This is a genomic window from Porphyrobacter sp. MBR-155 (genome assembly GCF_040547625.1).
GTDB lineage: Bacteria > Pseudomonadota > Alphaproteobacteria > Sphingomonadales > Sphingomonadaceae > Erythrobacter.
The window spans coordinates 187,266-213,167 of the sequence record NZ_JBEPQB010000006.1 but is presented as its reverse complement, the minus strand read 5'-3'; the positions used below and the strand labels follow the sequence as shown (position 1 = coordinate 213,167).

Here is a 25,902-nt window from a genome sequence, read left to right as displayed (position 1 = left end):
GCTCTAGACGGGAGGGTCACCCTCTCCATCTTCGAGCGTCAAAGTATAGGAGAAGTCCGGTAAAGGAACTGTGGTGCCGAAAGGCGACAAGCTGATGGGCGTGTACGTCGCATCTACGATTCGTACGGTGACAAGCGGGGCAATTTCAGGCTTGTTGGGATCCCCTGCAAAACCCAGCCCTGATCCCTGATATACGACACGCACCGACCCTGGTGTTATGTCGGGTTGAATGGCCTGCATACGTGTAACCAGAGCGGTGAATGCGGCTGAATCAACAGCAAGGTTGCCCGGACAGTTGCCAACGCACTGGCACCCAGTGCTGCTGCATTCGAGCGCGCCCAATGCTTCCCGGCAAATCCGGTCGCCAGCCCGCAGGGGGAGGGTGCCGCAATACGGCTTACCGACATAGAGCTCGTCTCGAAGCCCCGGCGAAACCATATTGCTGACCACCGCATGACGGGTGCCCATCTGGGTCGCCTTTTCATACTCGTTGAGCGTCCATGCGTAATTGCCGACATCGATGATGCCGAACAGCAGCAGCAGCGCCACGGGCAGAACCAGCACGAATTCCGCTGCCGAGGCGGCTTGCCTGTCGCGCCACATGATCAAAAGGCGCTTCATATGCCCATCACCGCCGCGCTCGACCTGGCCGAGAGGTTGATCGTGTCATCGATAAAGCCCAGCCCGGAAAGGATCGAAGGATAGGCGACCGGGCCTGAATCGACAGTAACCATCGGGCCTCCCTCACCAAGATCGGCATAGATTCCGGTGTCAACGAATTCATCGCATTCTATAACAACTTGGACATCCGCTGACTCCCAGTCGGGGACTTTGGACGTGCCGCCTGTTGCGTATTGACCCGTTGCCGTGACGTTTTGAATTTCCGCCAGCAGCGTGGCATCGCCAGCGCACAGGCGTTCGACATCGAGCCGCGAGGCGAAGCGCGCGCCGTCGCGCACCGATTTGACGATTTTGTGCTGCGTCCAGAAAAAATGCCCGGCCTCCATCGATCCGAAAATCAGCGCCAGCATCAATGGCAACGTCAGCGCAAACTCGGTCGCGGCGGTTCCCACGCGGTTTCGGGTGAAACGGCGGATCATTGCACCAACACCGGTTTCTTGCGGCCAAAGTTCTGGAACCCGCTGCCACCGTCGGCGCGCCGTGCCGGGCCCATGATTTCCGCCTTGAGCTCTGACGAACCCGTTTGGCCAGTCATTGGGCCAAGCAAGAACATGTCCACAAATCTGAAGGTGTTGACATCAAACCGGCCACCTTGGCCTGCACAGTCGACCACCGCCACGGTCAGGATACGGCGATCCTTTTGCGTGGGCGAAGGCACAACCGGCGTTCCTTCGATCGGGCGCGGGGCAGAGCAATAGAGCGTGGTTCTGGTCGGCGATGTGGTGTTAACACGGGCCAGTTCACGCGGCGCGGTCCGCGACGCGACCTGGCGTTCCCACTGATAGACTTCAAAGCGCGAAATCTTCCCGTTCCCGTCCGCATCCAGACCGGGGATCGATGCCGATGTGGTGCCGTGGATATCGTTCAGATAGGTGTCCACCGGCCATGCACCATCCCCGAAACTGAGGCATCCGGCGAGGCCGAGCGTCTGGCACGTATCAAGCGGGAAGCCTTGCTTGGGCACAGCGCCGCCGGGGATATCTGTAAAGGGTATCAGATCGCCGCCAGCGGTATTCTCACAGGTCGCGTTGTTGCCATTGCCATTCACCGTCACCTGCCGCACCAAATCGTTGCGGGTCACGTCGCCGGGACAGAAATCCCCGTTGGCGCGACAAGCGAAGTTGTTGCCGTTCGGATATATGCCAAAGCGGGTGTTGATCGCAGTGTTCTGGGGAACGCGCCGGCCTGGCTCCGTTGTGATTTGCTCTCCGGTGCAACCGAGCAGATCCGAATTCAGCCCCAACGTCCGGTTTTGTTCGTTCTGTGACAGACTGTCATAGTCGATATCGAGAAGATCGAAGTTGCCGGGCGTGAAATTCTCAGCGTTTTGCGGGCCTTCGCGCATGTCGACCGCGCTGCCGATGTCACTGGCCGTCGGCCAGCCTGAATTGCCGGTAGGCGCGCAGACCATTAGCGGCGGGACGTTGCACGCGGAAGCTTCGAGCGTCGCCACCGCGCTGGCACCCATCAGGCCGGACGAAGCCAGCCCGCCAATCGCGGTCAGCGCGTAAAATGCCTCGCGTCCACCGACAGTCACCCTGACATAGCGCGCATTGGCATCGGTGGTCGCCGCCGGGCCGGGAACGTCGGTCGCGTGGTTCCAGCTCTGGAAAAATTCGAATGTCAGTCCTCCGACCGTCCGGCCACCTTCATCATTGGCCAGCTTGGTTTCGTTGGCCCAGGCGCTGCCCGCGGTGGCGAGGAAGTTTGTGGCAGCTGCCGTCGCATTGGCCCTAGCCCCCGTCACACCCGTCAGCTGCGTCGCAGCGGCCAGCGCGGCTTGATCTGCGGCGTTCTGCAGCTCGCTGTCCATCGTCGCCATGCGGCTATAGTCCCAGCCGACCCCGGCGATCATGATCAGCCCGAACAACGCGAGCGCATATAGCGGGGCAATCGCCGCATCGCGCGCCTTTGCAAAATCGATGAAGAGTCGCTTTGCAATCATGGACCTGCCCCTCTGCCTCATCCGCCTTCGGGAACTTCCGAAGTCGACAGGCGTTCGGGCAGCTTGACCGCATCTTCGCGATAACGATCAATCGCATCCGCCGCCTTTTCGCCGCTGTGGGTCGCGTCTTCGGTGTAAACCGGTTCGGGATTGACGACCATCGCGGCATAGGTCTGCCGGTTCGCCTCTCCAAACGCTTCGGGATCATAGGCCCCGTCAAGATTGCCGTAGGTCGCGCAGCCGGTCAGCAACACGCTGCCCGCGATGGCCAGAACAATGCGATCAGTATTCATAGCCGTCTCCCTGAGTGCGCGGTTGCCCCGCAGGCGCGCTTGGTGGCAGCGTCTGCGGCTTGTAATCCTGACCGAACAACAGCGTTTCAACCGCATCGGGATCGGCCACGCGATCGGTTGGCAGCCGCACCTGATCGGGGCGGATCGGCCGCACCAGACGCGGCGTGACCACGATCAGCAGTTCGGTTTCGCCCTTCTGGAACTGAGTTGACCGGAACAGCGAGCCGATGATCGGGATCGACCCGAGGATCGGCAGTTGCTGGACATTGGTCTGGAATTCGGTGCGCAGCAGCCCGCCAAGAACAAAGCTTTCCCCGTCGCGCAGTTCCAGCGTGGTCGACGCGCGCCGGGTTTGCAGGCCCGGAATGGTCAGGCCGTTGATCGTCACCGAAGCCGACGGGTCGAGCGAGCTGACTTCCGGCTCCACAATCAGGTTGATCAGATTGTCGCCCAGCACGGTCGGGGTGAAACCCAGACTGACGCCGAAGGATTTGAACTCCACCGTGATCGCCTGACCACCCGTGCCGCCGCCCCCGCCGCCGGAATTGCCGCCCTGCACAACCGGGATCGGGAATTCGCCGCCCGCAAGGAAGGATGCCTTTTCACCCGACAGCGCAACCAGTGTCGGTTCTGCCAGGGTTTTCGACATGCCCTGTTCTTCAAGCGCGTTGAGGAAGGCTTCGATATCGACATCGCCGATTGAAAACAGCGCGCTGAAAATGCCGAACTGGTCGAGGATCGGATCAATGCCGAGCTGATTGCCCCCCAACCCATCCGAGCGCGCAGAGGCACCGCCGCCGGTTACGCCGCGGAAACTGCCGCCGAGCGAGTTGGCAAAGCCGCTGACGCCGAGCTTTTCGCCGACCGTGCGGTTCACTTCGGCAAAGCGGACTTCCAGCATCACCTGCTGCGGGCTGCCGAGTGACAGCATATTGATCACGTCATCGCCCGCAAATGCGCTGGCAAGGCGGGCCACGCGGCTGGCGACGCCTGCATCCTTGACCGTGCCGGACAGCATCAGCTTGCCATTGGTCAGCCGCGCATCAATTGTCTGACCGGGAAACATTTGGCCCAACTGGTTGCGCAAGGCATCGACATCGGGGCCGACCGAGATATCCATCACCGCGATCACGCGATTGGCTTTGTCATACAGCGTCAGGCTGGTCGTGCCGACTGACTTGCCGAGGATATAGATTGACCGGTCGGACACCGGCAGGACATCGGCGATCGCTTCACTGCCGATCATTGCGCGATCAATCGCGCGGTCGGCGGTGACGATCTGGCTTTTATTGATCGCCACTTCGATTTCGCCGGCGTGAATGTCCGCGCCCGAAGATTGGGCCTGCGCAGGAACCGCGACCAGCGCGGCTGATGCCAGCAGGGCTGCTGCCAGAATATGCTTCATGATCCCTATCTCCCCCCCAGAAGGTTGACCGGGTAGGCCTGGCCTTCAACCCCGCGATAAATCGTCATGCTTGGCCCGCTGGGCATTGGCCGCGCCATCGGGCTGCCGGGCTGCGCCATCGCGGCGGGCCGGGCCATTGCCGATGCCTGCTGCGTCGGGCGTTTGCGGATATAAAGGCGTGAATTGCCGACATCGCGGTTGGTCAGGGTGCGGCCCTTGGCTTCTTCCAGCGATTCAACATTGCGCAGCGCCAGGCTTAACGTGCCCAGTTTGGTGCCGATGGCCAGTTGCTGGGCCTGCAGCGGATCGACTTCCAGCACGGCGGTTTTGCCCACCTGCGCTTCGGTTGCGCCTTCGTTGGCGATTTGATCGATGGCGAGCACTTTGACCCGTTCAAGGATGATGTCTGACATCAGATCGGCGGCCTCTGCCCCGTCACCGGGGATCTGGCGGGTCAGCAACACGTCCACCGTATCGCCGGGGCGCACGAATCCGGAAACCCCGGTCACGTCTGTTACCGGGATCGCGACAGCGCGCATGCCTTCGGGAAGTTTGGCGGCGAGCACGGCTCTGCCGCTGGCGCCGCTGACCTTGTCAGCCAGCACCGGTTCGCCCGGCACAATCGGGCGCAGCGCCACGCGGTTATCGGCGAGCGCGCCGCGGATGGTGGTAAACGCGCCCTGCGGCACCGAAGTGGCGGGGAAATTCTGGAGCCTGACATTTTCAGGCGTGAGCGGATCACCGAAATCGAGCGGCTGGGTCGCGACGACGATAGTCGTCAACTCCTGCGCCTCTGCCTGCTTTTCAACCCGCTGTTCAACGCCGGTCAGATAGGCATTGACCAGAAATACGGCAAAGGCGGCGATCACCAAAGCGCCGATGACGATAAAGATGTTCCGGTTTTGCAACTGCCGCCCCCCAATCAAAAAACAAATCGAATAAGGGTCCATGCAGCGGTTGCCGCATGGACCCTTATTTCATTATTCTCAGGGCGCAGGGGCTGCAGGGGGCTCTTTGATCAGCGTAGCAGCATCGTCCATTGCTTCGGCAATCGCATCCCCAAGGGTGACAGCGGCAAGAGCAATAGCACTGCCGACGATCGCCAGAATCAGAGCATATTCAGCAGCCGAAGCGCCGGCTTCGTCGTTAAGGAAATTCTTGATCAGGTTAGTCATGGTACAGTCCTTACGTATCAGTGGCCAACATGGCCGATTGAAAACACGCCAGACCGGTCTCGCCGGCGGGACGCCTGCCGAAGGAAACTTCCCGTTACGGGATACACGACCATTTTTTTGTTATGCAGGAGCACGTTGACCGTGATCCCGTGTGTTCAGTTCCCCCCGAACGCCCTTATAATGCTGCGGTTTGCGGCATGGGGTCAACGCTTTTTCAACCATAAAATGAAGTTGGTTAGTTAACAATAAGTTAACAAATCCCTTCGTTAACCCGCAAGGTTAATGTATCAATTAACCGTTCGGAAGGTGTTTCATTTTAAACCGGTTTTTGTCTCCCACCCCGAATCACCATCGGCCACCGCGCCGATTCGCGAATCGGGAACGGGGTGAAAAACCGGTCGGAGGAAACCTTGGCTAACGTGGACGCAATATCCCGTTCTTTTCGCAGCTGGTTTGCCGGGTGGAGCCACTCGCTCTATCAGCGCAGCATCGCCATCCCGCCGTTCCTGACGCGCAACATGGTGTGGCTCGCCGCCGGATGGGTGGCCTTTGCCGGCATCGCCGCCGCGCTGCGCATGACCTTTTCCGCCACCCCGGTGGATCACGCCGAAGACGCAGTGCCGATGCTGCTGGTCTATGGCGCGATCATCATCGCCCCGATTGCAGGCTATCTGATCGCCCGCAGCGCCTATTCCAGCGAATATGCGCGCCAACGGCCTGATTTCCACCTGTCCTTCATCGGCAAATGGCGGCGTGTCAGCCCGGCTGAAGCCAGCCAGCATCCGATGTTCGGCCCGGTCGGCTTCCTCGCATCGCTGCTGATCGGGTTGATGATCAACGTGGTGATCCGCAGCGGCGAATTTTTCTTCGCAATCCCCGCGATGAGCGCGCTGGCCCCCGATTGGGCGATGACGATGTTCGTGGTGATGGCGCTCGACGTGATCGTGATGAACTTCTTCTACATGGTCGCCTTTGTCATGGCGCTGCGCAACATCCCGCTGTTCCCGCGGATGCTGTTGTTCGTGTGGCTGACCGATATGGTCATGCAGATCATGATCGCGAACCAGATTTCGCAGATCGGGTCTTTGCCAGCGAATGTGGTGGAACCGCTGGTCAGCCTGTTAGAAGGCAACCTCCAGAAGGTGGCAATCAGCATCGCGGTGTGGATGCCCTTTATGCTGCTGTCCGATCGGGTAAACGTAACCTACCGCTGGCGCCTCGCCGCCTAGGGCGGGGGCGTATTTACCCCACAACCCCCGCGCCCGCCAGCACCGCCAGCGTCAGCACATCGGGCACAGTCGCGGTCATCGGCACGATCTGCACCGGCTTTTCCATGCCGATCATCATCGGGCCGATGGTGGCGTTGCTGCCCAGTTCGCGCAGCAGCTTGGCCGAAAGGTTGGCCGATTGCAGCCCCGGCATGATCAGCACATTGGCCGGGCCGGACAGGCGGCTGAACGGGTAGAGTTCCATCACCCTGGGGTTAAGCGCGGCATCGGGGGCCATTTCGCCTTCATATTCAAAGCCGGGCTCCTCACGATCAAGGATCGCCACCGCTTCACGGATATTGCCCAGCCATTGGCCCGACGGGTTGCCGAAGGTCGAATAGCTGAGGAACGCAACGCGCGGTTCATGCCCCATGCGCCGCGCAACCGCTGCGGTTTCGCGGGCGATATGGGCAAGTTCGGCTGCGTTGGGGCGTTCGTTGATGGTGGTATCGGCGAGGAAGGTGGTGTGGTTCTTGCCGATCATCATGTGAACGCCGAACGGCACCGCGCCGTCCTTGTGATCGAGCACCAGGTTCACCTCGCGCACGGTTTGCGCAAAGGTGCGGGTCATGCCGGTAATCATCCCGTCCCCGTGGCCCAGCGCCACCAGCAGCGAGGCAAACACGTTGCGTTCCTGATTGACCATCCGGCGCACGTCACGTTCGGTAAAGCCGCGCCGTTGCAGCCGCTTGTAGAGGAAATCGACCATCGCGGGCACGTGTTCGCTATCGGCCGAGTTCTGGATTTCAAAGCTGCCGGGATCGGACACCGAAAGCTGATGCAGCTTGTCGACCACCGCCTTGGTGCGGCCCACGAGGATCGGCGTGCCATAGCCGAAATCGCGGAACTGGATCGCGGCGCGCAGCACCACTTCTTCTTCCGCTTCGGCAAAAACCATGCGTTTGGGGTTGGCCTTGGCGACTTCGTAAACCCCGCTCAGCACCGAGGTGGTGGGGTTGAGGCGCGAACGCAGCTGGATGCGATAGGCGTCGAAATCGTCGATCCGCGCGCGGGCCACGCCCGAATCCATCGCTGCCTTGGCCACGGCGGACGACACGACTTCGATCAGGCGCGGGTCAAACGGGGCGGGGATGATGTAATCGGTGCCGAATTTCTGGTTCTTGCCATAGGCGGACGCGACCTCTTCGGGCACGCTGCGTCGGGCGAGTTCGGCAATCGCCTCGGCTGCAGCGACTTTCATCTCTTCGTTGATGGTGGTCGCCTGCACATCCAGCGCGCCGCGAAAGATGAACGGAAAGCCCAGCACATTATTGACCTGATTGGGAAAATCGCTGCGCCCGGTAGCGATGATCGCATCGGGGCGCACGGCCTTGGCAGCGTCAGGCATGATTTCGGGCACCGGGTTGGCCATCGCAAAGATGATCGGCCTGTCCGCCATCTTGCGCATCCATTCGGGCTTCAGCGCGTCGGCCGCTGACAGGCCGAGGAAGATGTCCGCGCCCACCAAGGCTTCTTCAAGGCTGGTGGCGGTGGTGGCGACCGCATGGGCGCTTTTCCACTGATCCACGTCTGCGCGGCCCGGCGTGATCGGGCCGGTGCGGTCACACATGATCACATTATCGTGGCGCACACCCATCGCCTTGATCAACGCGGTGCAGGCAATCGCCGCCGCGCCTGCACCATTGACCACCACCTTCACGTCCTTGAAGTCGCGCCCGGTCAGGTGGCAGGCATTAAGCAGGCCCGCCGCTGTGATGATCGCGGTGCCGTGCTGATCATCATGCATCACCGGGATCTTCATGCGTTCGCGCAGCGCGGCTTCGATGATGAAGCATTCGGGCGCTTTGATATCTTCAAGGTTGATGCCGCCAAAGGTCGGCTCCATCAGCGCGACCGCATTGACGAAGGCTTCGGGGTCTTCGGTATCGAGTTCGATGTCGATCGAATCCACATCGGCAAAGCGTTTGAACAACACCGCCTTGCCTTCCATCACCGGTTTGGCGGCAAGCGCGCCGAGATTGCCAAGGCCAAGGATCGCGGTGCCGTTGGTGATCACCGCGACCAGATTGGCCTTGGCGGTGTAGCGCGCGGCCAGCGCGGGATCGGCGGCGATGGCCTCAACCGGCGCAGCGACGCCCGGCGAATAGGCAAGGCTGAGATCGCGCTGCGAGGTCATCGGCTTGGTCGCGACGATCTCCAGCTTACCCGGCCGGATCGTCTCGTGATAGAACAATGCCTCGCGGGTGGTGAAGCCACCCTTGTTCTCTTCGGCCATGGTGCCTGATCCCTTTTTGTGTGCGCTTGGCGAAATCCGCGCCCCGCTTAGCGAGGAGGGCGGCACCGCGAAAGGGCGGAAATGACGCAACTCCGGGGACATCCGTAAGGGCAGACATTCCGAATCGCAACGCTGGTGTCTAGGCAATGCAGCTATGGCCGCGCCCACCGAATCCAAACCCACCCCGATGATGGCGCAATACCTCGCGCTGCGCGAGGACGCGGGCGACGCGCTGCTGTTCTACCGGATGGGCGATTTCTTCGAGCTGTTCTTCGAAGATGCGAAGGCCGCGGCGGCAATCCTCGATATCGCGCTGACCACGCGCGGCGAACATGATGGCCAGCCGATCCCGATGTGCGGCGTGCCGGTGCATTCGGCGGAAAGCTATCTTGCGCGGCTGATCCGGGCGGGTTGCCGGGTGGCGATTGCCGAACAGATCGAAACGCCCGACGAAGCCAAGGCGCGCGCCAAGCGCGAAGGCACGCCATCATCGAAGGTGCTGGTGGGCCGCGCGATTGTCAGGCTGGTGACAGCGGGCACGCTGACTGAAGAAGCCTTGCTCGAACCGCGCCGCGCCAATGTGCTGGTGGCGCTGACGGAACTGCGCGGATCAATCGGGATCGCCGCCTGCGATGTTTCAACCGGCGCAATGGTGCTGGAGGAATGCGCGCCCGAAATGCTCGGCGCGGCGCTGGCGCGGATTGGCCCAAGCGAAGTGGTGGTGCCCGAAGATTGGGCAAATGGGCCGGACGAGGCGATTTTCCGCCCGCGCGGCACCTTCGCCAGCGATGCCGGGGCAGATCGGCTCAAGGCGCTGCACGCGGTGGCGACGCTGGATGCCTTTGGAGACTTTTCGCGCGCGATGCTGGCGGCGGCAGGCGGATTGATCGCCTATCTCGACCATGTCGGGCGCGGGAACCTGCCCTTGCTGCTACCCCCGGTGCGGCGCACCGCCGAGGCTGGGATGGCGATGGATGAGGCGACGCGCGCCAGCCTCGAAATCCTCGAATCCACCTCGGGCGGGCGCAACGGCAGCCTGATCGGCGCGGTGGATCGCTGCGTTACCGGCGCAGGATCGCGCTTGCTGGCCGAAGACCTGTCCGCCCCGCTGCTCGACCATGCCGCGATCGAAGCGCGGCTGGCGCTGGTGCAATTCTGGCGTGATCGCCCGATTGAGCGCGCGCAATTGCGCGATGGCTTGCGCGCGATCCCCGATCTGGGCCGCGCGCTTGGCCGGGTGGTGGCGGGGCGCGGCTCCCCGCGCGATCTGGGTCAATTGCGCGATGGGCTGAGCGAGGCAATGCGGCTGCATCGCTGGCTTTCGGGCGCGCCTGATCGCCCCGCGCTGCTCGATGATATGCTCGCCCGCCTGACCGGCCACGGCGCTTTGACCGATTTGCTGGGCCGCGCGCTGGTGCCCTCGCCCCCGACCGAACGCAGCAATGGCGGCTATATCGCCGATGGCTATGACGCTGGGCTTGATGAATTGCGCGCCACATCGGGCGATGCGCGCCGCGCAATTGCCGCGATGGAGGCCCGCTACCGCGACGAAACCGGGATCGCCACGCTCAAGATTCGCCACAACGGCGTGCTCGGCTATTTCATCGAGGTTGCCGCGCGCCATGCCGACCGGTTGATGGCACCCGATAGCGGCTTCACCCATCGCCAGACGATGAAGGACGCAGTGCGGTTCAATTCATTGACATTGCACGAGGAAGCCGCACGCATCGCCGAAGCGGGCGGCCATGCGCTGGCTGCCGAAGAAGCGCATTTCGAAGCGCTGGTGGCCGAAATCACCGCTGCACGTGAAAGCATCGCCGCGACCGCTGCCGCACTCGCCCGGATCGATGTCGCTGCCGCCAATGCCGAACGCGCGGCCGAAAGCGACTGGTGCCGGCCGGAGATTGCCGAAGACACGGGCCTTACCATCACCGGCGGGCGGCATCCGGTGGTCGAAGCCGCGTTGGCGCAGGCGGGCGAGCGGTTTGTGGCCAACGACTGTGTTCTGGCTCAGGATAACCGCCTATGGCTGATCGGCGGGCCGAACATGGGCGGTAAATCAACCTTCCTGCGGCAGAACGCACTAATCGTGCTGCTGGCGCAGGCGGGGTGCTTTGTCCCGGCCACGGCGGCGCGCGTAGGGCTGGTCGACCGCCTGTTCAGCCGGGTTGGTGCGGCGGATAATCTGGCGCGCGGGCGATCCACCTTCATGGTCGAAATGGTCGAAACCGCCGCGATTCTGGCGCAGGCGACCCAGCGCAGTTTCGTGATCCTTGATGAAGTCGGGCGCGGCACATCGACCTATGATGGCCTGGCACTGGCATGGGCGGTGGCCGAAGCGGTGCATTCGCGCATCGCCTGCCGCTGCCTGTTCGCCACCCATTATCACGAACTCGCGCGGCTGGCGGAGACTTGTGAGGCGCTATCGCTGCACCATGTCCGCGCGCGTGAATGGCAGGGCGATCTGGTGTTGCTGCATGAACTTGCCGAAGGCCCTGCGGATCGTTCCTATGGCCTTGCGGTCGCACGGCTGGCCGGGGTGCCCGATGCTGTCGTGGAACGCGCCAAGGCGGTGCTTGAAAAGCTTGAGGCCACCCGCGAAGCCACCGGAGGGATTGCCGCCGGGCTGGGCGATCTGCCGCTGTTCGCCGCGCTGCGCCCCGAACCGCAGGCGTCGCCCGAACAACGGCTGGCAGAGCAATTGCGCGCCGCCGATCTGGATGCACTAACCCCGCGAGAGGCGCTCGACCTGCTGTATCAATGGAAGCGCGCACTGCCCGCCAACAAGCGCTGACCAAGCGCGGGCATCACCGCGTGGGAACCGGCGCCTCACCCGTGTAATCGTAAAACCCGCGCCCGGTCTTGCGGCCCAGCCATCCGGCTTCGACATATTTTACCAGCAGCGGCGCGGGGCGATATTTGGTGTCGCGGGTGGTCATGTAGAGCACGTTGATAATATCGAGGCAGGTGTCCAGGCCCACGAAATCCGCCAGTTGCAGCGGCCCCATCGGGTGGTTGAGGCCGAGCCGGCAGCCCTTGTCGATATCCTCGATCCCCGCGGTCGACTGGCCGAGCACAAACACTGCCTCGTTGATCATCGGCAGAAGGATGCGGTTGACGACGAAGCCGGGTTCATCCTGGCTCAGCACCACTTCCTTGCCCAGTTCGCGCGCGAATTCGGTCACGCGATCGGTGGTGGCCTGCGCAGTGGCAAGGCCGGGGATCACCTCGATCAGCCCCATCACCGGCACCGGGTTGAAGAAATGCAGCCCGATAAAGCGCGCCGGATCGGGCGAATGATTGGCCATACGGGTGATCGGGATCGATGATGTGTTCGATGCCATGATCGCATCGGCTGAAAGCACCTTGCCCGCCGCCTGAAAAATCGCGTTCTTGATTTCCTCGCGCTCGGTCGCGGCTTCGATGATCAGATCGGCCTCGGCCATCGGTGCGTAATCGGCAACCGGGGTGATGCGGGCGAGCAGCGCCTCGGCCTCGCCCGCTTCGATCTTGCCGCGCCCCATCAGCTTGACCAGCGCCTTTTCGACAGTGGCCTTGCCCGCTTCAGCGCGGGCGAGGTCAACGTCCGACAGCATGACTTTCATGCCTTGGGCGGCGACAGTCTGAGCGATGCCGGTTCCCATCTGACCGGCGCCGATGACGGCGATATTGCGCATGGTGTATTCCTTCGCAAGTGCAGCAAAGCGCTCGCCCTAGCGGGGAAGGTGCGGCCTGACTAGCTGCGTTCTCAATCGCGATTGGCGCCGGGAACCCACTTTATGTCCGCCTTACCATCATTATTGGCGGCGCGGCCCAACACGAACAGATAGTCCGAAAGCCGGTTGATATAACGCAGCGCCGCCGGATTGGTCGGCTCTGTTGCGGCCAGCGCGGTCATCGCGCGTTCGGCGCGGCGCGTCGCGGTGCGCGCCAGATGCAACCGCGCAGCCGCCTCTGTCCCGCCGGGGAGAATAAAGCTGGTGAGCGGCGCAAGCACTGCGGTGAGCGCGTCGATCCGTTCTTCAAGCCATGCAACCTGCGATGGCACAATCCGCAGCACCATGTCTGTTGGCGAAAAATCGTCATTTTCCGCAGGGGTCGCCAGATCGGCGCCCAGATCGAACAGATCGTTCTGGATGCGAAACACGCTATCGGCAGGCGCACCGCTCAATTTGCGCAAGGCGAAACCCAGCGCCGCATTCGCCTCGTCAACGGCGCCGATCGCTTCCATGCGCGCTGCATGTTTGGGCAGGCGCGATCCATCGACCAGCCCGGTCGTTCCATCATCCCCGGTGCGGGTGTAAATCTTGTTGAGCTTGACCATAGGCCTCAGCGCGCGACGGCAAGGATGATCACCACCACCACGATTGCCAGTGCCTGATATTTGATCCGCGCAAACATCGCCTTGTTCTGGGCGAGCTGCATATCAGTGGCGGTTTTACCCTCGCCGGTTTCAAGATCGATCCTGGTCGTCTTGAGGAAGGCAATGATCCCACGGATCAGCGAAAAGACGACAAGCCCCATCAGGACGAGCAGCACGGGCACAAGGACATAGTTCATGGGTGCATAATGGCCGTTTGCGCGTCAGGTTCCAAGCCGCAAATGCTGCAAGCGCAATTGCGCGGCAAGCACCAGCCCATCCTCGCCTGCCAACCGCCGTTCGGCCAAGGCTGGCGAACCGCGCCGCTTGGCGAGTTTCAGGCCCTCCCCGTCAGTCAACAGCGCATGGTGGTGCCAGCGCGGCACGGGCAGGCCGAGCAGCGCCTGAAGCGTGCGGTGGACGTGGCTCGCCGCGAACAGATCGGCCCCGCGCGTCACCAGCGTCACGCCGTCCGCCGCATCGTCGAGCGTGACGGCAAGGTGATAGCTGGCGGGCAGATCCTTGCGCACCAGCACCACGTCGCCCAGCCCGGACAGATCGACCGGGATTGTCCCGGCAAAATCATCCTCCCACACCAGCGCGCCGGTTTGCGCCAGCGCCCCGTCTGCATCGAGCCGCCACGCCGAAGGCAGCTCCGGGTCAGGCGGGTTATGCTTGCAGATTCCGGGATATATCAGGCCATCTGTCCCCGCCTGCGCCCCGGCATCGACGATCTGCTTGCGGGTGCAGGTGCAGCGATACAGCAGTCCGCGCGCGCGCAACGTTTCGGCGGCGGCGGCGTAGCTTTCCAGCCGGGTCGATTGCGCGGACACTTCTTCCCATTCCAGCCCCAGCCATGCCAGATCGCGGCGAAATTCCTCCGCCAGTTCAGGGCGTGAACGCGGCCCGTCAATATCCTCGATCCTGAGCAGGAACCGCCCGCCACTGGCCCTCGCCAGATCATGCGCGATGATCGCGGACAGCGCATGGCCCAGATGCAGCCGCCCATTGGGGCTTGGCGCAAACCGGGTCACCAAAGGGGCGCAATTCTGCATCGCGCCAGCCATGCCACAGGACATAACCTTGCGTCATCCACAGATTTGCCCACCGCCTGTCCACAGGAGGCCACTGTGGATAGTCATCCTGTCATGGGTTTGACTCTTTAGATTGGCACGCCATGATCCAGTCAATCAGGGAGGAACGCGCACCGTGTTCAATGCCGAACTGATCGAAAAGGCGGCCCAGTTCCGCAGCGCGGACGGCGATCCGGCGCGCAACCTGTCGGCGTGCCCGGCGCTGGTGCTGAATGCCGATTACACCCCGCTGTCCTATTACCCGCTCAGCCTGTGGCCGTGGCAGACGGCGATCAAGGCGGTGTTTCTCGACCGGGTGGATATTGTCGCCAGCTACGAACGCGAGGTGCATTCGCCCAACCTCGACATGAAAATCCCGAGCGTTATCGCGCTCAGACAATATGTGAAGCACAGCGAATTTCCCGCCTTCACGCGCTTCAACGTGTTCCTGCGTGATCGCTTTCAGTGCCAGTATTGCGGCAGCCACGATCATCTGACCTTTGATCACGTGATGCCGCGCCGATTGGGCGGGCGCACCACGTGGGAAAACATCATCACCGCCTGCGCGCCGTGCAACATGAAAAAGGGCGGGCGCACCCCGAAACAGGCGGCGATGCCCGTGCACCGCACCCCGATCCGCCCGACCAGCTGGCAATTGCAGCAGCACGGCAAGCTGTTCCCGCCCAATTACCTCCACGAAACCTGGCGCGACTGGTTGTATTGGGACATCGAGCTGGAGGCGTAATACCAGCGCGCTGAAATGCTTACGGAAAACGGCGCGGGAGTCGCCCCCCGCGCCGCTCTTTATTCTTGCTGAGAAACCCTTCCCTCAGAAAACTTCGAACAGGCCTGCCGCGCCCATGCCGCCGCCGATGCACATGGTGACGACGACATATTTCACACCGCGACGCTTGCCTTCGATCAGCGCGTGACCGGTGCAGCGTGCGCCAGTCATGCCATAGGGGTGGCCGATCGAGATCGAGCCGCCATTGACGTTGAGGATATCGTTATTGATGCCGAGCTTGTCGCGGCAATAGAGCACCTGCACCGCGAAGGCCTCGTTCAACTCCCACAGGCCGATGTCGTCCATTTTCAGGCCGGTGGCTTTCAACAGTTTGGGGATCGCGAAGACCGGGCCGATGCCCATTTCGTCAGGTTCGGTGCCCGCCACCGCCATGCCGACATAGCGGCCCAAGGGCTGAAGCCCCTTTTGTTCGGCCAGCTTGGCTTCCATCAGCACTGAGGCCGACGAACCATCCGACAATTGCGAGGCATTGCCTGCGGTAATGCACATCCCCGGCCCCATCACCGGCTGAAGCGATTGCAGCCCTTCGAGCGTGGTCGACGGGCGGTTGCCTTCGTCCTTGGTCAGGGTGAATTCGACATGGCTGACTTCGCCGGTTTCCTTGTCCTTCACCGCCATGGTGGTGGTGACGGGAACGACTTCAGCATCGAGATATCCGGCAGCCTGCGCGGCGGCCGTGCGCTGCTGCGATTGGAGCGCGTATTCGTCCTGCGATTCGCGGCTGATGCCGTAACGTTTGGCGACGGTTTCCGCCGTGCCAAGCATCGGCATATACACATCCTTGTGCATCGCGATCAGCGAACGGTCGGGCGACACCCGCATTTCCGGCGTCTGCACCATCGAGATCGAGTCCTGCCCGCCGCCGACGACGATATCCATGTTGTCGACGATGATCTGCTTGGCAGCCGTGGCAATCGCCATCAGGCCCGATGAACACTGGCGGTCGATGGTCTGGGCCGACACCGTCACCGGGCAACCGGCGCGCAGCGCGACCTGGCGGCCAATATTGCCCGCCTGCGTGCCCTGGGTCAGCACCGTGCCCCACACCACATCATCAATCGCGCCCGCTTCGATCCCGGCGCGTTCAATCGCGGGGGCGAGGCTGTAGGCGCCAAGCGTGGCGCCGGGCGTGGCATTGAAGGCGCCCTTGTATGCGCGGCCAATCGGCGTGCGGGCGGTGGAAACGATAACAGCTTCACGTGACATGGGAGGTATTCCTTTATTCTAGAGGGTGTGCCTCCGCGTGGGCGGAGGCCTCTGGCGTCTGCGCCGTCCCGAATGAAGTTCCCGCTCTCGCGGGAACACACATCGGGCTCACACAGGCCTTAAACGAAGAACTGCGTGATCCATTCGCAGATCAGCGCAGGCTTTTCCTCGCCTTCGATCTCGATGGTGATTTCGGCGGTCTGCTGCCACTGGCCGGGGCGCTTTTCGACCATTTCCAGAAGTTTCCAGTGGCCGCGAATGCGCTTGCCCGATCGCACAGGGGCGATGAAGCGGGTTTTGTTGCCGCCGTAATTCACACCCATCTTGATCCCGTCAATGCGCGGCATATCGCTGTTCGCGCTGAGGTAGGGGATCATCGACAGCGTGAGGAAGCCGTGGGCGATGGTGCCGCCGAACGGGGTCATCTTCGCCATGTCTTCGTTCACATGGATGAACTGGTGATCACCGGTCGCCTCGGCGAACTGGTTGATGCGTTCCTGGCTCATTTCGGCCCATTGGCTGGTGCCGATATTCTCGCCAACCTTGGCGGCCAATTCCTGCGGGGTCATCGGGCTCCTCCTTCGCGTTTGCGCCGACGAGATCCCGTGCCCGCCGCGCTGCTTGTGCGGCAGTGTCATGGCGCATCATCGGGGGGAGCGCAACGGCGGCGATTATGCCGTTACGGCACCGCGCATCTTGCCGCCGGCCGCCTGCTTGCACGCGGTGCTGCGATCCAGCAACGCCCGCGCCGAATCGATCCGCTGGCAATAGGAATGCAGCCCGATCTGCAAACCGACCAGCATCAGCATCACCGGCTGATAGGCAATCCCCTGAAACAGCGCGCCGACAAGATAGATTACCGCGCCCATCTGCAAGGCCGCCGCAAACGGCGCGATCCAGCGTTCCGCCTCATCCTCACGCCCGCGCCAGCGGCGCTGGATGCGCTCCATCTGCCACAGCCCCAGCCCGTGCAGCGCCAGCCAGATAGCAAGCCCCGGCCAGCCCTGTTCGCCCAGCATCTCGAACACCGAAGAATGGAACGCGCGGCCTTCATCGACCACTTCCTTGTATTCCAAGGTGGTGGTGTTTCCGGCGACCTCTTTAACCGGCATGACATAGGAAAAGCGGTTGCCGCGATAGGCATCGAACCCGCCGCCAAATGGCTTTTCATCGACGTAATCGAGCGTCCATTGCCACACCGCCACGCGGGTCGATGCGCTTTCATCGCCGCCCGGCGCGGTGATGGTGGCCATGCGTTCGTAATAGCTTTGCGGCAGGAACGGCAGCGCGGTGAGGCCCAGCACCCCTGCCCCGGCGATGAACAGCAGGCGGTGGCGGGTATAACGCAGCATCAGCACACCCAGCGCGGCGATGCACAGCAATCCGGTGCGCGCTTCGGTTCCGATGGGCACCAGCAGGCAGGCAAAGGTCAGCGCCGCCGCGAACGCCGTCACCGCCCAGTGCGGGCGAAACACCGTCCCATGCCGCACAAACCACCAGATCATCGGGATCAGCCCGATCGCAACCGTCGCCAGGGTTGAGCTTTCATAGATGCCGCTATTGTCGTTGACGAAGAATTTGAGGTTTTCATACCCGCCCCCGCCCAGCACGGTCTTCATCCCCGTGCCGATCACGATGGTGGCAATCGCCAGCACCAGCACCAGCGCCAGCCCTTCGATCCGGGCGCGAGTGGTGAGCGTTAACGGCAGGAAGATCGCAAACAGCAAGGCCTTCCACACCCAATCCCACTTGGTTGCGGCCTCGGCGGGAAAATCGGCGTTTCCGGTGGTCCACCAGCAATAGGCGAGCAGCGCCAGCATCAGCCCCTGCCGGGTGGTAAAGCGCGCGCCTTGTTTGCGATCCAGCGCCAGCCATCCGCCAAACGCAGCGGCAAACGCGATCAGCGAAACCGGCAGGCTGGCAATGATCGAATAGCCGATCCGCTGCGGGGCGAGGATGTCGATATAGACATACAGAAGCACCCACAGAAACGGGCGCCGGATGCCGAGCACCAGCACATATCCAATGAAAGCAAGGAAGGCGAGGTCGAGCATGGGTTACGCGCTATCGCCGTGCTGCTGCGTCGCGGGGTCATCAGGCTTGCGCGCGCGGCGCGCGGCGTTGCGGGCCGTCCCGCTATTCGCCTTGCGATTGGCCTTGGTGTCGGATGTCATCTGTTCGATCAGCGGATCGGTATCCAGCCCATCGCGCAGCACCAGCCGCAGCAACGCAATGGCAATCAGACCATGACCCAGCGCTAGCGCAAAATAATCGATCATCTCAGGTGGCTCCGGGCCGCGATACCCCTCATCCTTATACCGATGCAGTTGACGCGGCGTTAAGCACAGCTGCGGTAAGCGCTGGGGCCATGACCCGCGTGCTCCATGTCCTTGACCACTCGCTGCCGCTCCACAGCGGCTACACGTTCCGCACCCGCGCGATTTTGAAGGCGCAGCAAGGGCTGGGGCTGGAGGTGCGGGGGATTACCGGGCAGCGGCATAATCTTGAGGCTGCTGGCGGCGGATCGCCCGAGATTGCCGATGGCCTCACCTTCCATCGCACCGCAGGCCTTCCCGCAGGCCCGCCGGCACTGCGCGAGCTGGGCGAAATCAATGCGCTTGACCGCGCAATCCGCGCGTTGGCGGCAGACTGGCGGCCCGATATCATCCACGCCCATTCGCCCGCGCTATGCGGCGCGGCGGCGCAACGTGCTGCGCGCGCGCTGGGGATCCCGTTCGTCTATGAAATCCGCGCCTTCTGGGAAGATGCCGCGGTCGGCAACCTGACCGGCAGCGAAGGCAGCATCAAATACCGCCTCACCCGCGCGCTGGAAACGCGGGTGGCGAAAACCGCCGATGCGCTGTTCACCATCTGCGAAGGGTTGAAAGATGATCTGGCGCGGCGCGGCATTGCGCCGGGCAAGATCACAGTGATGCGCAACGGCGTTGACCTGTCGCTGTTCGGCCAGCCAATTCCGCACGACAATGCGCTGGCCGGGACGCTCGAACTTGACCCGGAAGCCCCGGTGATCGGCTATATAGGCAGCTTTTATGCCTATGAAGGCGTCGATGATCTGATCGCCGCGATGCCGCTGCTCAGGCAATCGCACCCGCAGGCCCGGTTGCTGCTGGTGGGCGCGGGGCCGATGGACGCCGCGTGGCGCGCGGCGGCGGCGGCCCTGCCCGATCCACAAGTGGTAATCTTCACCGGACGCGTTCCGCATGGTGAGGTGGAACGCTATTATTCGCTGGTGGATGTGCTCGCCTATCCGAGGAAGGCGCAGCGGCTGACCGATCTGGTCACCCCGTTAAAGCCATTGGAAGCGATGGCGCAGCGGCGGCTGGTGGCCGCATCAAGCGTGGGGGGGCACCGCGAATTGATCAACGATGGCGATACCGGCACCTTGTTCGCGCCCGATGATCCCGCCGCCTGCGCTGCGGCGCTCGCAGGCCTGCTGGATGCGCGCGAAGGATGGGACGCAATGCGCAATCGCGCCGAGGCCCATGTGCGCGCTCACCATGATTGGGCCGCCAATGCGCATAATTATCTTTCTGTTTACCATCTTTTGTTAGCCCGGAGCCTAAACAACAGCACGTCCGGCGCACGCGCCGCATCGCAAGCAGCGGGATGACACGCAAATGACCACGGGGCAGCAGGATCAACCGACGCAGCGCAGGCCGCGCAAGCTGTCGTCGCATCCGGCCTTTGCACCAATGCTTGGTGTCTGGGGGGCGGCGCTGGCCGGACTTTCGATTATGGTCATGCCCCCTGTCCTGATCGCACAGTTCAGCAAAGGCACTGTTCTGATGCTGCTTGGACAGCAGGCGCAGATCGTGCTGGCTATCGGCGGCGCATTGCTGCTTGGCGGCGCGCTGTTCATGATTGCCAGCCGCGCCAGCCGTGCGGAACGGGCCGGCGCCGATGCGCCCTCGCTCGTCGCGCGCGCGGCAAGCCATGTCCGCGCGATTGATCCCAAGCACGAACTTGGCAGCGCCAGCCTGGACGAACCGCTGGAGACCATGCCCTTTGCCCCGCCTGTGCCTGCGCCCTCTCCTGTCGCAGACGCGCCGGTGTTAGCACTGCCGCCGCCGCGCGCGCTTGATCTGGCGGAATTCGCGCAACTGCCGGGCCGTAACGCGGTGTGGGTTGAAGAATCGCCCGCACCGATCGCGGATGACGCGGCCACGCTTGCACCCCACGTCGAAACGGAACCTGTCCAGCCCTCACCCAAGTCGGAGGTGGCCACACTCCCATCTCCAGCCGCGAACCCCGGCACCACCGCGCTAACGCGTCTGCGCGCGATGCCAGTGCAGGAATTGAGCGTTATCCAGATGGTTGAACGCTTTGCTGGCGCACTGCACGAACACCGCACCACTGCCCCCGGCACAGCGGGCAACCGCCACGACATCGCCGCCCGCGAAGCCGCATTGGCCGAAGCGATGAAGGCGCTGGCGGCGCTGAGCGGGGAGCGCGGCGCGGCCCCTGAGGGTGAGCCGCTGCGCGATGCTATCGCCCGGCTGCAAGGACTGCGCGGCGCGGCCTGAACCGGGTAATAGGCGCAAAAGCTGCAAGCAATCCGGCGAGCTGATGCAGGTTACGCAATCTAATGATAGTTTGAATACCTCTGCGAGAAATAATACTTCACGCAAAGCCATTGCCAAACCCGCTTCGCGTCGGCATGAGAAGCCCGAAATCGGGTGAGGTAGGCCGCCTGCGGTAAATCTTGTCCGGAATAATCGTCGCCAAGCGTGCGTCAGGCGTTTCGCCACCATACGCACCTGTCGACATCTGACAGATCGGACTTTGCCATGGGATACCCCTCCTCCCAGGGTCTCTATGACCCCGCCAACGAACATGACGCCTGCGGCGTCGGCATGGTTGCGCATATCAAGGGCGAAAAAAGTCAGGCCATCATCGCGCAGGCGCTGGAGATTCTCGAAAAGCTCGATCATCGCGGCGCGGTGGGCGCCGATCCGCTGCTGGGGGACGGCGCGGGGCTGCTGATCCAGATTCCCGATCCGCTGATTCGCAAATGGGCCGACGCGCAGGGACACGATCTGCCCGCGCCGGGCGAATACGGGATCGCCATGTGCTTCCTGCCGCAGGACGATGCGGCGCGCGCCTTCGTCAAGGCGCGGATGGAAACCTTCACCGCCAAGGAAGGCCAGCGCTTTGTCGGCTGGCGCGCTGTGCCAACCACGATAGATGGCCTCGGCGCGGCGGTGATCGCATCAATGCCGGTGATCGAAATGGCGGTGATCGCACGCGGGCCGGACTGTGCCGATCAGGACGCCATTGAACGCAAGCTGCTGACCATCCGCAAACAGGTGCAGAACCCGCTCGCCCAGCTCGCCGAAAAGCACGGCCTGCCCGGTCTGACCGATACCTATCTCCCCAGCTGTTCCACCCGCACGGTGGTGTACAAGGGCCTGCTGCTGGCAACGCAGGTCGGCAGTTTCTACGATGATCTGCGCGATCCAGATTGCGTATCGGCGCTGGGGCTGGTGCATCAGCGGTTCAGCACCAACACCTTCCCCAGCTGGCGGTTGGCCCACCCGTATAGGTTCATCGCCCATAATGGCGAAATCAACACCGTGCGCGGCAACGTCAACTGGATGAACGCGCGCCGCCGCACGATGGAAAGCGACCTGCTCGGCCCCGATCTCGACAAAATGTGGCCGATCATCCCGCACGGGCAATCCGACACGGCCTGCCTCGATAATGCGCTCGAACTGCTGATCGCGGGCGGATATTCGCTTGCCCACGCGATGATGATGCTGATCCCCGAAGCGTGGAGCGGCAACGCATTGATGACGCCTGCGCGCCGGGCGTTCTACGAATATCACGCCGCGCTGATGGAACCATGGGACGGCCCGGCCGCAGTATGCTTTACCGATGGCCGCCAGATCGGCGCGACGCTGGATCGCAACGGCCTTCGGCCTGCGCGGTTCTGCGTGACCAAGGATGACATCGTCTGCCTCGCATCGGAAAGCGGCGTGTTGCCATTTGCTGAAGAAGACATCGTGCGCAAATGGCGGCTGCAACCCGGCAAGATGCTGCTGATCGATCTGGAACAGGGCCGCATCATCGAAGATGACGAGCTGAAGGCCGACCTCGCCAATGCCCAGCCCTATGCCAAGTGGCTGGCACAGGCGCAGTACAAGCTGGAAGACATCACCGATATCGTCCCCGAACTTGCCGCCATCCCACCCGAAGAAACGACGCTGATGGAGCGCCAGCAGGCGTTCGGCTACACGCAGGAAGACATCAGCCGCTTCCTTGAGCCGATGGCGGTGAACGGCGATGATCCGATTGGGTCAATGGGCACCGACACGCCGATCGCGGTGCTGTCGAACCGTGCGCGCTTGCTGTATGATTATTTCAAGCAGAACTTTGCGCAAGTCACCAACCCGCCGATCGATCCGATCCGTGAAGAACTGGTGACCAGCCTCACCAGCATGATCGGCCCGCGCCCCAATCTGCTAGGCCGCGACGCCGGGACGCATAAGCGGCTGGAGGTCGATCAACCGATCCTCACCAACGAAGATCTGGCCAAGATCCGCTCGGTCGAAGAGGCGCTCGACGGCGCGTTCCGCTGCGCCACCATCGACATCACCTGGGATGCCGCGAGCGGGGCTGATGGCCTCGAACTGGCGATCAAGGAAATGTGCTGGGCCGCGACAGAAGCGGTGCTGCAGGATCACAATATCCTGGTGCTGTCCGACCGCGCGCAGAGCGAGGCCCGCGTGCCGATGCCCGCATTGCTGGCAACCGCAGCGGTGCATCATCACTTGGTGCGCCAAGGCCTGCGGATGCAGACCGGGCTGGTGGTCGAAACCGGCGAAGCGCGCGAAGTGCATCATTTCTGCGTGCTGGCAGGCTACGGCGCGGAAGCGATCAACCCCTACCTCGCCTTTGAAACGCTCGAAGCGCTGCGCGCCAAGCGGCACCCTGATCTGACGCCCGCCAAGGTGCAGCAGAACTACATCAAGGGCGTGGGCAAGGGCATCCGCAAGGTCATGTCCAAGATGGGCATTTCAACCTATCAGTCATATTGCGGGGCACAGATTTTCGATGCGGTGGGGCTGTCATCCGCCTTCATCGAAAAGTTCTTCACCGGCACCGCCACCACCATCGAAGGCATCGGCTTGGCCGAAGTCGCCGAAGAATCGCTGCGCCGCCATGCGCAGGCTTACGGCGACAACCCGCTGTATGACGGGATGCTCGATGCTGGCGGGATTTACCAATACCGCCTGCGCGGCGAAGAACACGCCTGGACCCCGCAAAACGTCGCGCAATTGCAGCATGCAGTGCGCGGCAATGACCCGAAAAATTACGCAGAATTTGCCGCCAGCATCAATGAACAATCCGAACGCCTGCTGACAATCCGCGGCTTGCTCGAATTCAAGAAAGCCGACCAGCCAATCCCGCTTGATGAGGTTGAACCGGCAGCTGAAATCGTCAAGCGCTTCGCCACCGGGGCGATGAGCTTCGGATCGATCAGCCACGAGGCGCATTCAACCCTTGCCATCGCGATGAACCGTATCGGCGGGCGCTCAAATACCGGCGAAGGCGGGGAGGAACCATTCCGCTTTACCCCGCTGGCCAATGGCGATTCGATGCGCAGCCGGATCAAGCAGGTCGCCTCTGGCCGGTTCGGCGTGACCACCGAATATCTCGTCAATTCGGACGATATCCAGATCAAGATGGCGCAGGGCGCAAAGCCCGGTGAAGGCGGGCAATTGCCCGGCCACAAGGTGGACAAGCGCATTGGCGCGGTGCGCCATTCGACCCCGGGCGTGGGCCTGATTTCGCCTCCGCCGCACCACGACATCTATTCGATCGAGGATCTGGCGCAGTTGATCCACGATCTGAAAAACGTGAACCCCGTCGCACGGATTTCGGTGAAGCTGGTGTCCGAAGTCGGCGTGGGAACGGTCGCGGCGGGCGTGTCAAAAGCGCGCGCGGATCATGTCACCATTTCGGGCTTTGACGGCGGGACGGGCGCATCGCCGCTGACCAGCCTGACCCACGCGGGCAGTCCGTGGGAAATCGGCCTTGCCGAAACCCAGCAAACGCTTCTGCTCAATGACCTGCGCAGCCGCATTGCGGTGCAGGTCGATGGGGGGCTGCGCACCGGCCGCGATGTCGCCATTGGCGCGCTGCTCGGCGCGGACGAGTTTGGCTTTGCCACCGCGCCGCTGATCGCCGCCGGGTGCATCATGATGCGCAAATGCCACCTCAACACCTGCCCGGTCGGCGTTGCCACGCAAGACCCGGTGCTGCGCGCGCGCTTTACCGGTCAGCCCGAACACGTGGTCAATTACATGTTCTTCGTCGCTGAAGAACTGCGCGCGATCATGGCCGAAATGGGGTTCCGCACGGTGGCCGAGATGGTGGGCCGGGTCGACCGGCTCGACACCAGCCGGATGCAGCGCCACTGGAAGGCGCGCGGGATCGACCTTAGCCGCATCCTCCACCAGGTGGAACTGAAGAACGGCGCGTCGCTGCGCAACGTGGCGACGCAGGATCACGGGCTGAAAGGCGCGCTCGATAATCAATTGATCGCCGATTGCCGCAGCGCGATTGATACCAAAACCCCGGTGCAGATCACCCGCACCGTGCGCAACGTCCACCGCACGGTTGGCGCAATGCTATCGGGCGAAATTGCCAAGGCATATGGCCATGAAGGCCTGCCGATCGACACCATCCGCATCAATCTGACCGGGGTGGCCGGGCAAAGCTTCGGCGCGTGGCTCGCCCACGGGGTAACGCTCGATCTGGTTGGCGATGCCAATGACTATGTTGGCAAGGGGCTATCGGGCGGACGCATCATCGTGCGCCAACCCGAAACCGCGCCGCGCGCCGCGCAGGACAACATCATCGTCGGCAACACAGTGCTTTATGGCGCGGTGGCAGGCGAGGCATATTTCAACGGCGTCGCGGGTGAACGTTTTGCCGTGCGCAATTCGGGCGCGCTGGCCGTGGTCGAAGGCGCAGGCGATCACGCCTGCGAATACATGACCGGCGGCGTGGTGGTTGTGCTGGGCAAGACCGGACGCAATTTCGCTGCGGGGATGAGCGGCGGGGTCGCCTATGTCTATGATCCGGACGGCGACTTCTCCAGCCTCGTCAATCACGCACAGGTCGATCTGCTGCCGATTTCGGCGGCTCCCGATGCCGAGGAAGGAACGGGCCGCCCCACGCAGCGTCCGCGCTCGGTCAATGATTTCGGCATGGGCGACATGCTGCGTCACGATGCCGAACGCCTGCGCATTCTGGTCGAGCGCCATCAACTCCACACCGGCAGCAAGCTGGCGGGTGAATTGCTGGCCAATTGGGATGCGGCGCTGACGCGCTTCGTCAAGGTCATGCCGCGCGACTATGCGGCAGCGCTGAAGCGGCTGGAAGCGGAACGCCACGAAGCCGCCAGCGTCGCGGCAGAATAGATTTCA

General features: G+C 62.8%; 22 protein-coding genes. 6 read left to right on the top strand and 16 right to left on the bottom strand.

The window, feature by feature from the left end; genetic code table 11:
* Positions 1-3: 3 nt before the first annotated feature.
* From ABIE62_RS08745 to ABIE62_RS08715, 7 genes are all read right to left on the bottom strand, one after another.
* Positions 4-621, bottom strand: coding sequence for a TadE/TadG family type IV pilus assembly protein (locus ABIE62_RS08745; protein ID WP_354325255.1), 618 nt, complete (start codon positions 619-621; stop codon positions 4-6).
* Complete coding sequence (locus tag ABIE62_RS08740; RefSeq protein WP_354325254.1) at positions 618-1,100, bottom strand: TadE/TadG family type IV pilus assembly protein; 483 nt, start codon at positions 1,098-1,100, stop codon at positions 618-620. Before ABIE62_RS08740 ends, ABIE62_RS08745 begins: the two co-directional genes overlap by 4 nt.
* Positions 1,097-2,626 carry a pilus assembly protein TadG-related protein gene (locus ABIE62_RS08735; RefSeq protein WP_354325252.1) on the bottom strand — a complete coding sequence of 510 codons (1,530 nt, stop codon included), beginning with the start codon at positions 2,624-2,626 and terminating at the stop codon, positions 1,097-1,099. The genes ABIE62_RS08740 and ABIE62_RS08735 overlap by 4 nt, the downstream gene beginning before the upstream one ends.
* A gap of 17 nt (positions 2,627-2,643) precedes the next feature.
* Positions 2,644-2,919, bottom strand: coding sequence for a hypothetical protein (locus ABIE62_RS08730; RefSeq protein ID WP_354325250.1), 276 nt, complete (start codon positions 2,917-2,919; stop codon positions 2,644-2,646).
* On the bottom strand, positions 2,909-4,324 hold the full coding sequence (locus ABIE62_RS08725; protein WP_354325248.1) for a type II and III secretion system protein family protein: 1,416 nt from the start codon (positions 4,322-4,324) through the stop codon (positions 2,909-2,911). Before ABIE62_RS08725 ends, ABIE62_RS08730 begins: the two co-directional genes overlap by 11 nt.
* A gap of 5 nt (positions 4,325-4,329) precedes the next feature.
* Complete coding sequence (cpaB, locus tag ABIE62_RS08720; RefSeq protein WP_354325246.1) at positions 4,330-5,232, bottom strand: Flp pilus assembly protein CpaB; 903 nt, start codon at positions 5,230-5,232, stop codon at positions 4,330-4,332.
* Positions 5,233-5,310: 78 nt separating this feature from the next.
* Positions 5,311-5,499 (bottom strand): Flp family type IVb pilin, encoded by a 189-nt coding sequence (locus tag ABIE62_RS08715; RefSeq protein WP_354325245.1) that lies wholly within the window; start codon positions 5,497-5,499, stop codon positions 5,311-5,313.
* Between the two features lie 419 nt (positions 5,500-5,918).
* On the opposite strand from ABIE62_RS08715, the gene ABIE62_RS08710 reads away from it, so the two are divergent.
* Complete coding sequence (locus ABIE62_RS08710) at positions 5,919-6,728, top strand: DUF2569 domain-containing protein (protein ID WP_354325244.1); 810 nt, start codon at positions 5,919-5,921, stop codon at positions 6,726-6,728.
* A 13-nt stretch (positions 6,729-6,741) separates the two neighbouring features.
* Here ABIE62_RS08710 and ABIE62_RS08705 read toward each other — a convergent pair whose 3' ends face one another.
* Positions 6,742-9,003 carry an NADP-dependent malic enzyme gene (locus tag ABIE62_RS08705; protein WP_354325242.1) on the bottom strand — a complete coding sequence of 754 codons (2,262 nt, stop codon included), beginning with the start codon at positions 9,001-9,003 and terminating at the stop codon, positions 6,742-6,744.
* Between the two features lie 154 nt (positions 9,004-9,157).
* Here ABIE62_RS08705 and mutS point away from each other — a divergent pair, with 154 nt between their 5' ends.
* Positions 9,158-11,797: a DNA mismatch repair protein MutS gene (gene mutS, locus ABIE62_RS08700; RefSeq protein WP_454184724.1), complete on the top strand. Its 2,640-nt coding sequence runs from the start codon at positions 9,158-9,160 to the stop codon at positions 11,795-11,797.
* Between the two features lie 13 nt (positions 11,798-11,810).
* Here the strand turns inward: mutS and ABIE62_RS08695 are convergent, their stop codons facing one another.
* From ABIE62_RS08695 to gluQRS, 4 genes are all read right to left on the bottom strand, one after another.
* Positions 11,811-12,680 carry a 3-hydroxyacyl-CoA dehydrogenase NAD-binding domain-containing protein gene (locus ABIE62_RS08695; protein ID WP_354325240.1) on the bottom strand — a complete coding sequence of 290 codons (870 nt, stop codon included), beginning with the start codon at positions 12,678-12,680 and terminating at the stop codon, positions 11,811-11,813.
* 71 nt (positions 12,681-12,751) lie between these two features.
* Positions 12,752-13,327, bottom strand: coding sequence for a cob(I)yrinic acid a,c-diamide adenosyltransferase (locus ABIE62_RS08690; protein WP_354325238.1), 576 nt, complete (start codon positions 13,325-13,327; stop codon positions 12,752-12,754).
* A 5-nt stretch (positions 13,328-13,332) separates the two neighbouring features.
* Positions 13,333-13,563 carry a hypothetical protein gene (locus ABIE62_RS08685; RefSeq protein ID WP_354325237.1) on the bottom strand — a complete coding sequence of 77 codons (231 nt, stop codon included), beginning with the start codon at positions 13,561-13,563 and terminating at the stop codon, positions 13,333-13,335.
* Between the two features lie 24 nt (positions 13,564-13,587).
* The gene (gene gluQRS / locus ABIE62_RS08680; RefSeq protein ID WP_354325235.1) at positions 13,588-14,430 is read right to left on the bottom strand and encodes a tRNA glutamyl-Q(34) synthetase GluQRS; all 843 of its coding nucleotides are present in this window, start codon (positions 14,428-14,430) and stop codon (positions 13,588-13,590) included.
* A gap of 142 nt (positions 14,431-14,572) precedes the next feature.
* On the opposite strand from gluQRS, the gene ABIE62_RS08675 reads away from it, so the two are divergent.
* Positions 14,573-15,181 (top strand): HNH endonuclease, encoded by a 609-nt coding sequence (locus ABIE62_RS08675; RefSeq protein ID WP_354325234.1) that lies wholly within the window; start codon positions 14,573-14,575, stop codon positions 15,179-15,181.
* Between the two features lie 84 nt (positions 15,182-15,265).
* Here ABIE62_RS08675 and ABIE62_RS08670 read toward each other — a convergent pair whose 3' ends face one another.
* From ABIE62_RS08670 to ABIE62_RS08655, 4 genes are all read right to left on the bottom strand, one after another.
* Entirely contained in the window at positions 15,266-16,447 is a 1,182-nt protein-coding gene (locus ABIE62_RS08670) for an acetyl-CoA C-acyltransferase (protein WP_354325233.1), read from the bottom strand.
* A 119-nt stretch (positions 16,448-16,566) separates the two neighbouring features.
* Complete coding sequence (locus tag ABIE62_RS08665) at positions 16,567-17,016, bottom strand: MaoC family dehydratase (protein WP_354325231.1); 450 nt, start codon at positions 17,014-17,016, stop codon at positions 16,567-16,569.
* A 102-nt stretch (positions 17,017-17,118) separates the two neighbouring features.
* Positions 17,119-18,501 (bottom strand): DUF5935 domain-containing protein, encoded by a 1,383-nt coding sequence (locus tag ABIE62_RS08660; protein WP_354325230.1) that lies wholly within the window; start codon positions 18,499-18,501, stop codon positions 17,119-17,121.
* A gap of 3 nt (positions 18,502-18,504) precedes the next feature.
* Positions 18,505-18,726: a hypothetical protein gene (locus tag ABIE62_RS08655; RefSeq protein ID WP_354325228.1), complete on the bottom strand. Its 222-nt coding sequence runs from the start codon at positions 18,724-18,726 to the stop codon at positions 18,505-18,507.
* Positions 18,727-18,815: 89 nt separating this feature from the next.
* Between ABIE62_RS08655 and ABIE62_RS08650 the strand changes: the two genes are divergently transcribed.
* The 3 genes from ABIE62_RS08650 to gltB all read left to right on the top strand — a co-directional run bounded on the left by ABIE62_RS08650 (position 18,816) and on the right by gltB (position 25,896).
* The gene (locus tag ABIE62_RS08650) at positions 18,816-20,078 is read left to right on the top strand and encodes a TIGR04063 family PEP-CTERM/XrtA system glycosyltransferase (RefSeq protein ID WP_354325226.1); all 1,263 of its coding nucleotides are present in this window, start codon (positions 18,816-18,818) and stop codon (positions 20,076-20,078) included.
* Positions 20,079-20,085: 7 nt separating this feature from the next.
* Positions 20,086-20,991 carry a hypothetical protein gene (locus ABIE62_RS08645; RefSeq protein ID WP_354325224.1) on the top strand — a complete coding sequence of 302 codons (906 nt, stop codon included), beginning with the start codon at positions 20,086-20,088 and terminating at the stop codon, positions 20,989-20,991.
* Positions 20,992-21,255: 264 nt separating this feature from the next.
* Positions 21,256-25,896 (top strand): glutamate synthase large subunit, encoded by a 4,641-nt coding sequence (gene gltB / locus ABIE62_RS08640; protein ID WP_354325223.1) that lies wholly within the window; start codon positions 21,256-21,258, stop codon positions 25,894-25,896.
* Positions 25,897-25,902 lie beyond the last annotated feature (6 nt).

Bases quoted from the DNA above. Each gene is read 5' to 3' on its own strand.
- ABIE62_RS08725 (WP_354325248.1), bottom strand. From the start codon at position 4,324: ATGAAGCATATTCTGGCAGCAGCCCTGCTGGCATCAGCCGCGCTGGTC.
- ABIE62_RS08655 (WP_354325228.1), bottom strand. From the start codon at position 18,726: ATGATCGATTATTTTGCGCTAGCGCTGGGTCATGGTCTGATTGCCATT.
- mutS (WP_454184724.1), top strand. From the start codon at position 9,158: ATGGCCGCGCCCACCGAATCCAAACCCACCCCGATGATGGCGCAATAC.
- ABIE62_RS08650 (WP_354325226.1), top strand. From the start codon at position 18,816: ATGACCCGCGTGCTCCATGTCCTTGACCACTCGCTGCCGCTCCACAGC.
- ABIE62_RS08695 (WP_354325240.1), bottom strand. From the start codon at position 12,680: ATGCGCAATATCGCCGTCATCGGCGCCGGTCAGATGGGAACCGGCATC.
- ABIE62_RS08690 (WP_354325238.1), bottom strand. From the start codon at position 13,327: ATGGTCAAGCTCAACAAGATTTACACCCGCACCGGGGATGATGGAACG.
- ABIE62_RS08705 (WP_354325242.1), bottom strand. From the start codon at position 9,003: ATGGCCGAAGAGAACAAGGGTGGCTTCACCACCCGCGAGGCATTGTTC.
- ABIE62_RS08740 (WP_354325254.1), bottom strand. From the start codon at position 1,100: ATGATCCGCCGTTTCACCCGAAACCGCGTGGGAACCGCCGCGACCGAG.
- gluQRS (WP_354325235.1), bottom strand. From the start codon at position 14,430: ATGGCTGGCGCGATGCAGAATTGCGCCCCTTTGGTGACCCGGTTTGCG.
- ABIE62_RS08660 (WP_354325230.1), bottom strand. From the start codon at position 18,501: ATGCTCGACCTCGCCTTCCTTGCTTTCATTGGATATGTGCTGGTGCTC.
- ABIE62_RS08715 (WP_354325245.1), bottom strand. From the start codon at position 5,499: ATGACTAACCTGATCAAGAATTTCCTTAACGACGAAGCCGGCGCTTCG.
- ABIE62_RS08685 (WP_354325237.1), bottom strand. From the start codon at position 13,563: ATGAACTATGTCCTTGTGCCCGTGCTGCTCGTCCTGATGGGGCTTGTC.
- ABIE62_RS08665 (WP_354325231.1), bottom strand. From the start codon at position 17,016: ATGACCCCGCAGGAATTGGCCGCCAAGGTTGGCGAGAATATCGGCACC.
- ABIE62_RS08735 (WP_354325252.1), bottom strand. From the start codon at position 2,626: ATGATTGCAAAGCGACTCTTCATCGATTTTGCAAAGGCGCGCGATGCG.
- ABIE62_RS08645 (WP_354325224.1), top strand. From the start codon at position 20,086: ATGACCACGGGGCAGCAGGATCAACCGACGCAGCGCAGGCCGCGCAAG.
- gltB (WP_354325223.1), top strand. From the start codon at position 21,256: ATGGGATACCCCTCCTCCCAGGGTCTCTATGACCCCGCCAACGAACAT.
- ABIE62_RS08730 (WP_354325250.1), bottom strand. From the start codon at position 2,919: ATGAATACTGATCGCATTGTTCTGGCCATCGCGGGCAGCGTGTTGCTG.
- ABIE62_RS08745 (WP_354325255.1), bottom strand. From the start codon at position 621: ATGAAGCGCCTTTTGATCATGTGGCGCGACAGGCAAGCCGCCTCGGCA.
- ABIE62_RS08670 (WP_354325233.1), bottom strand. From the start codon at position 16,447: ATGTCACGTGAAGCTGTTATCGTTTCCACCGCCCGCACGCCGATTGGC.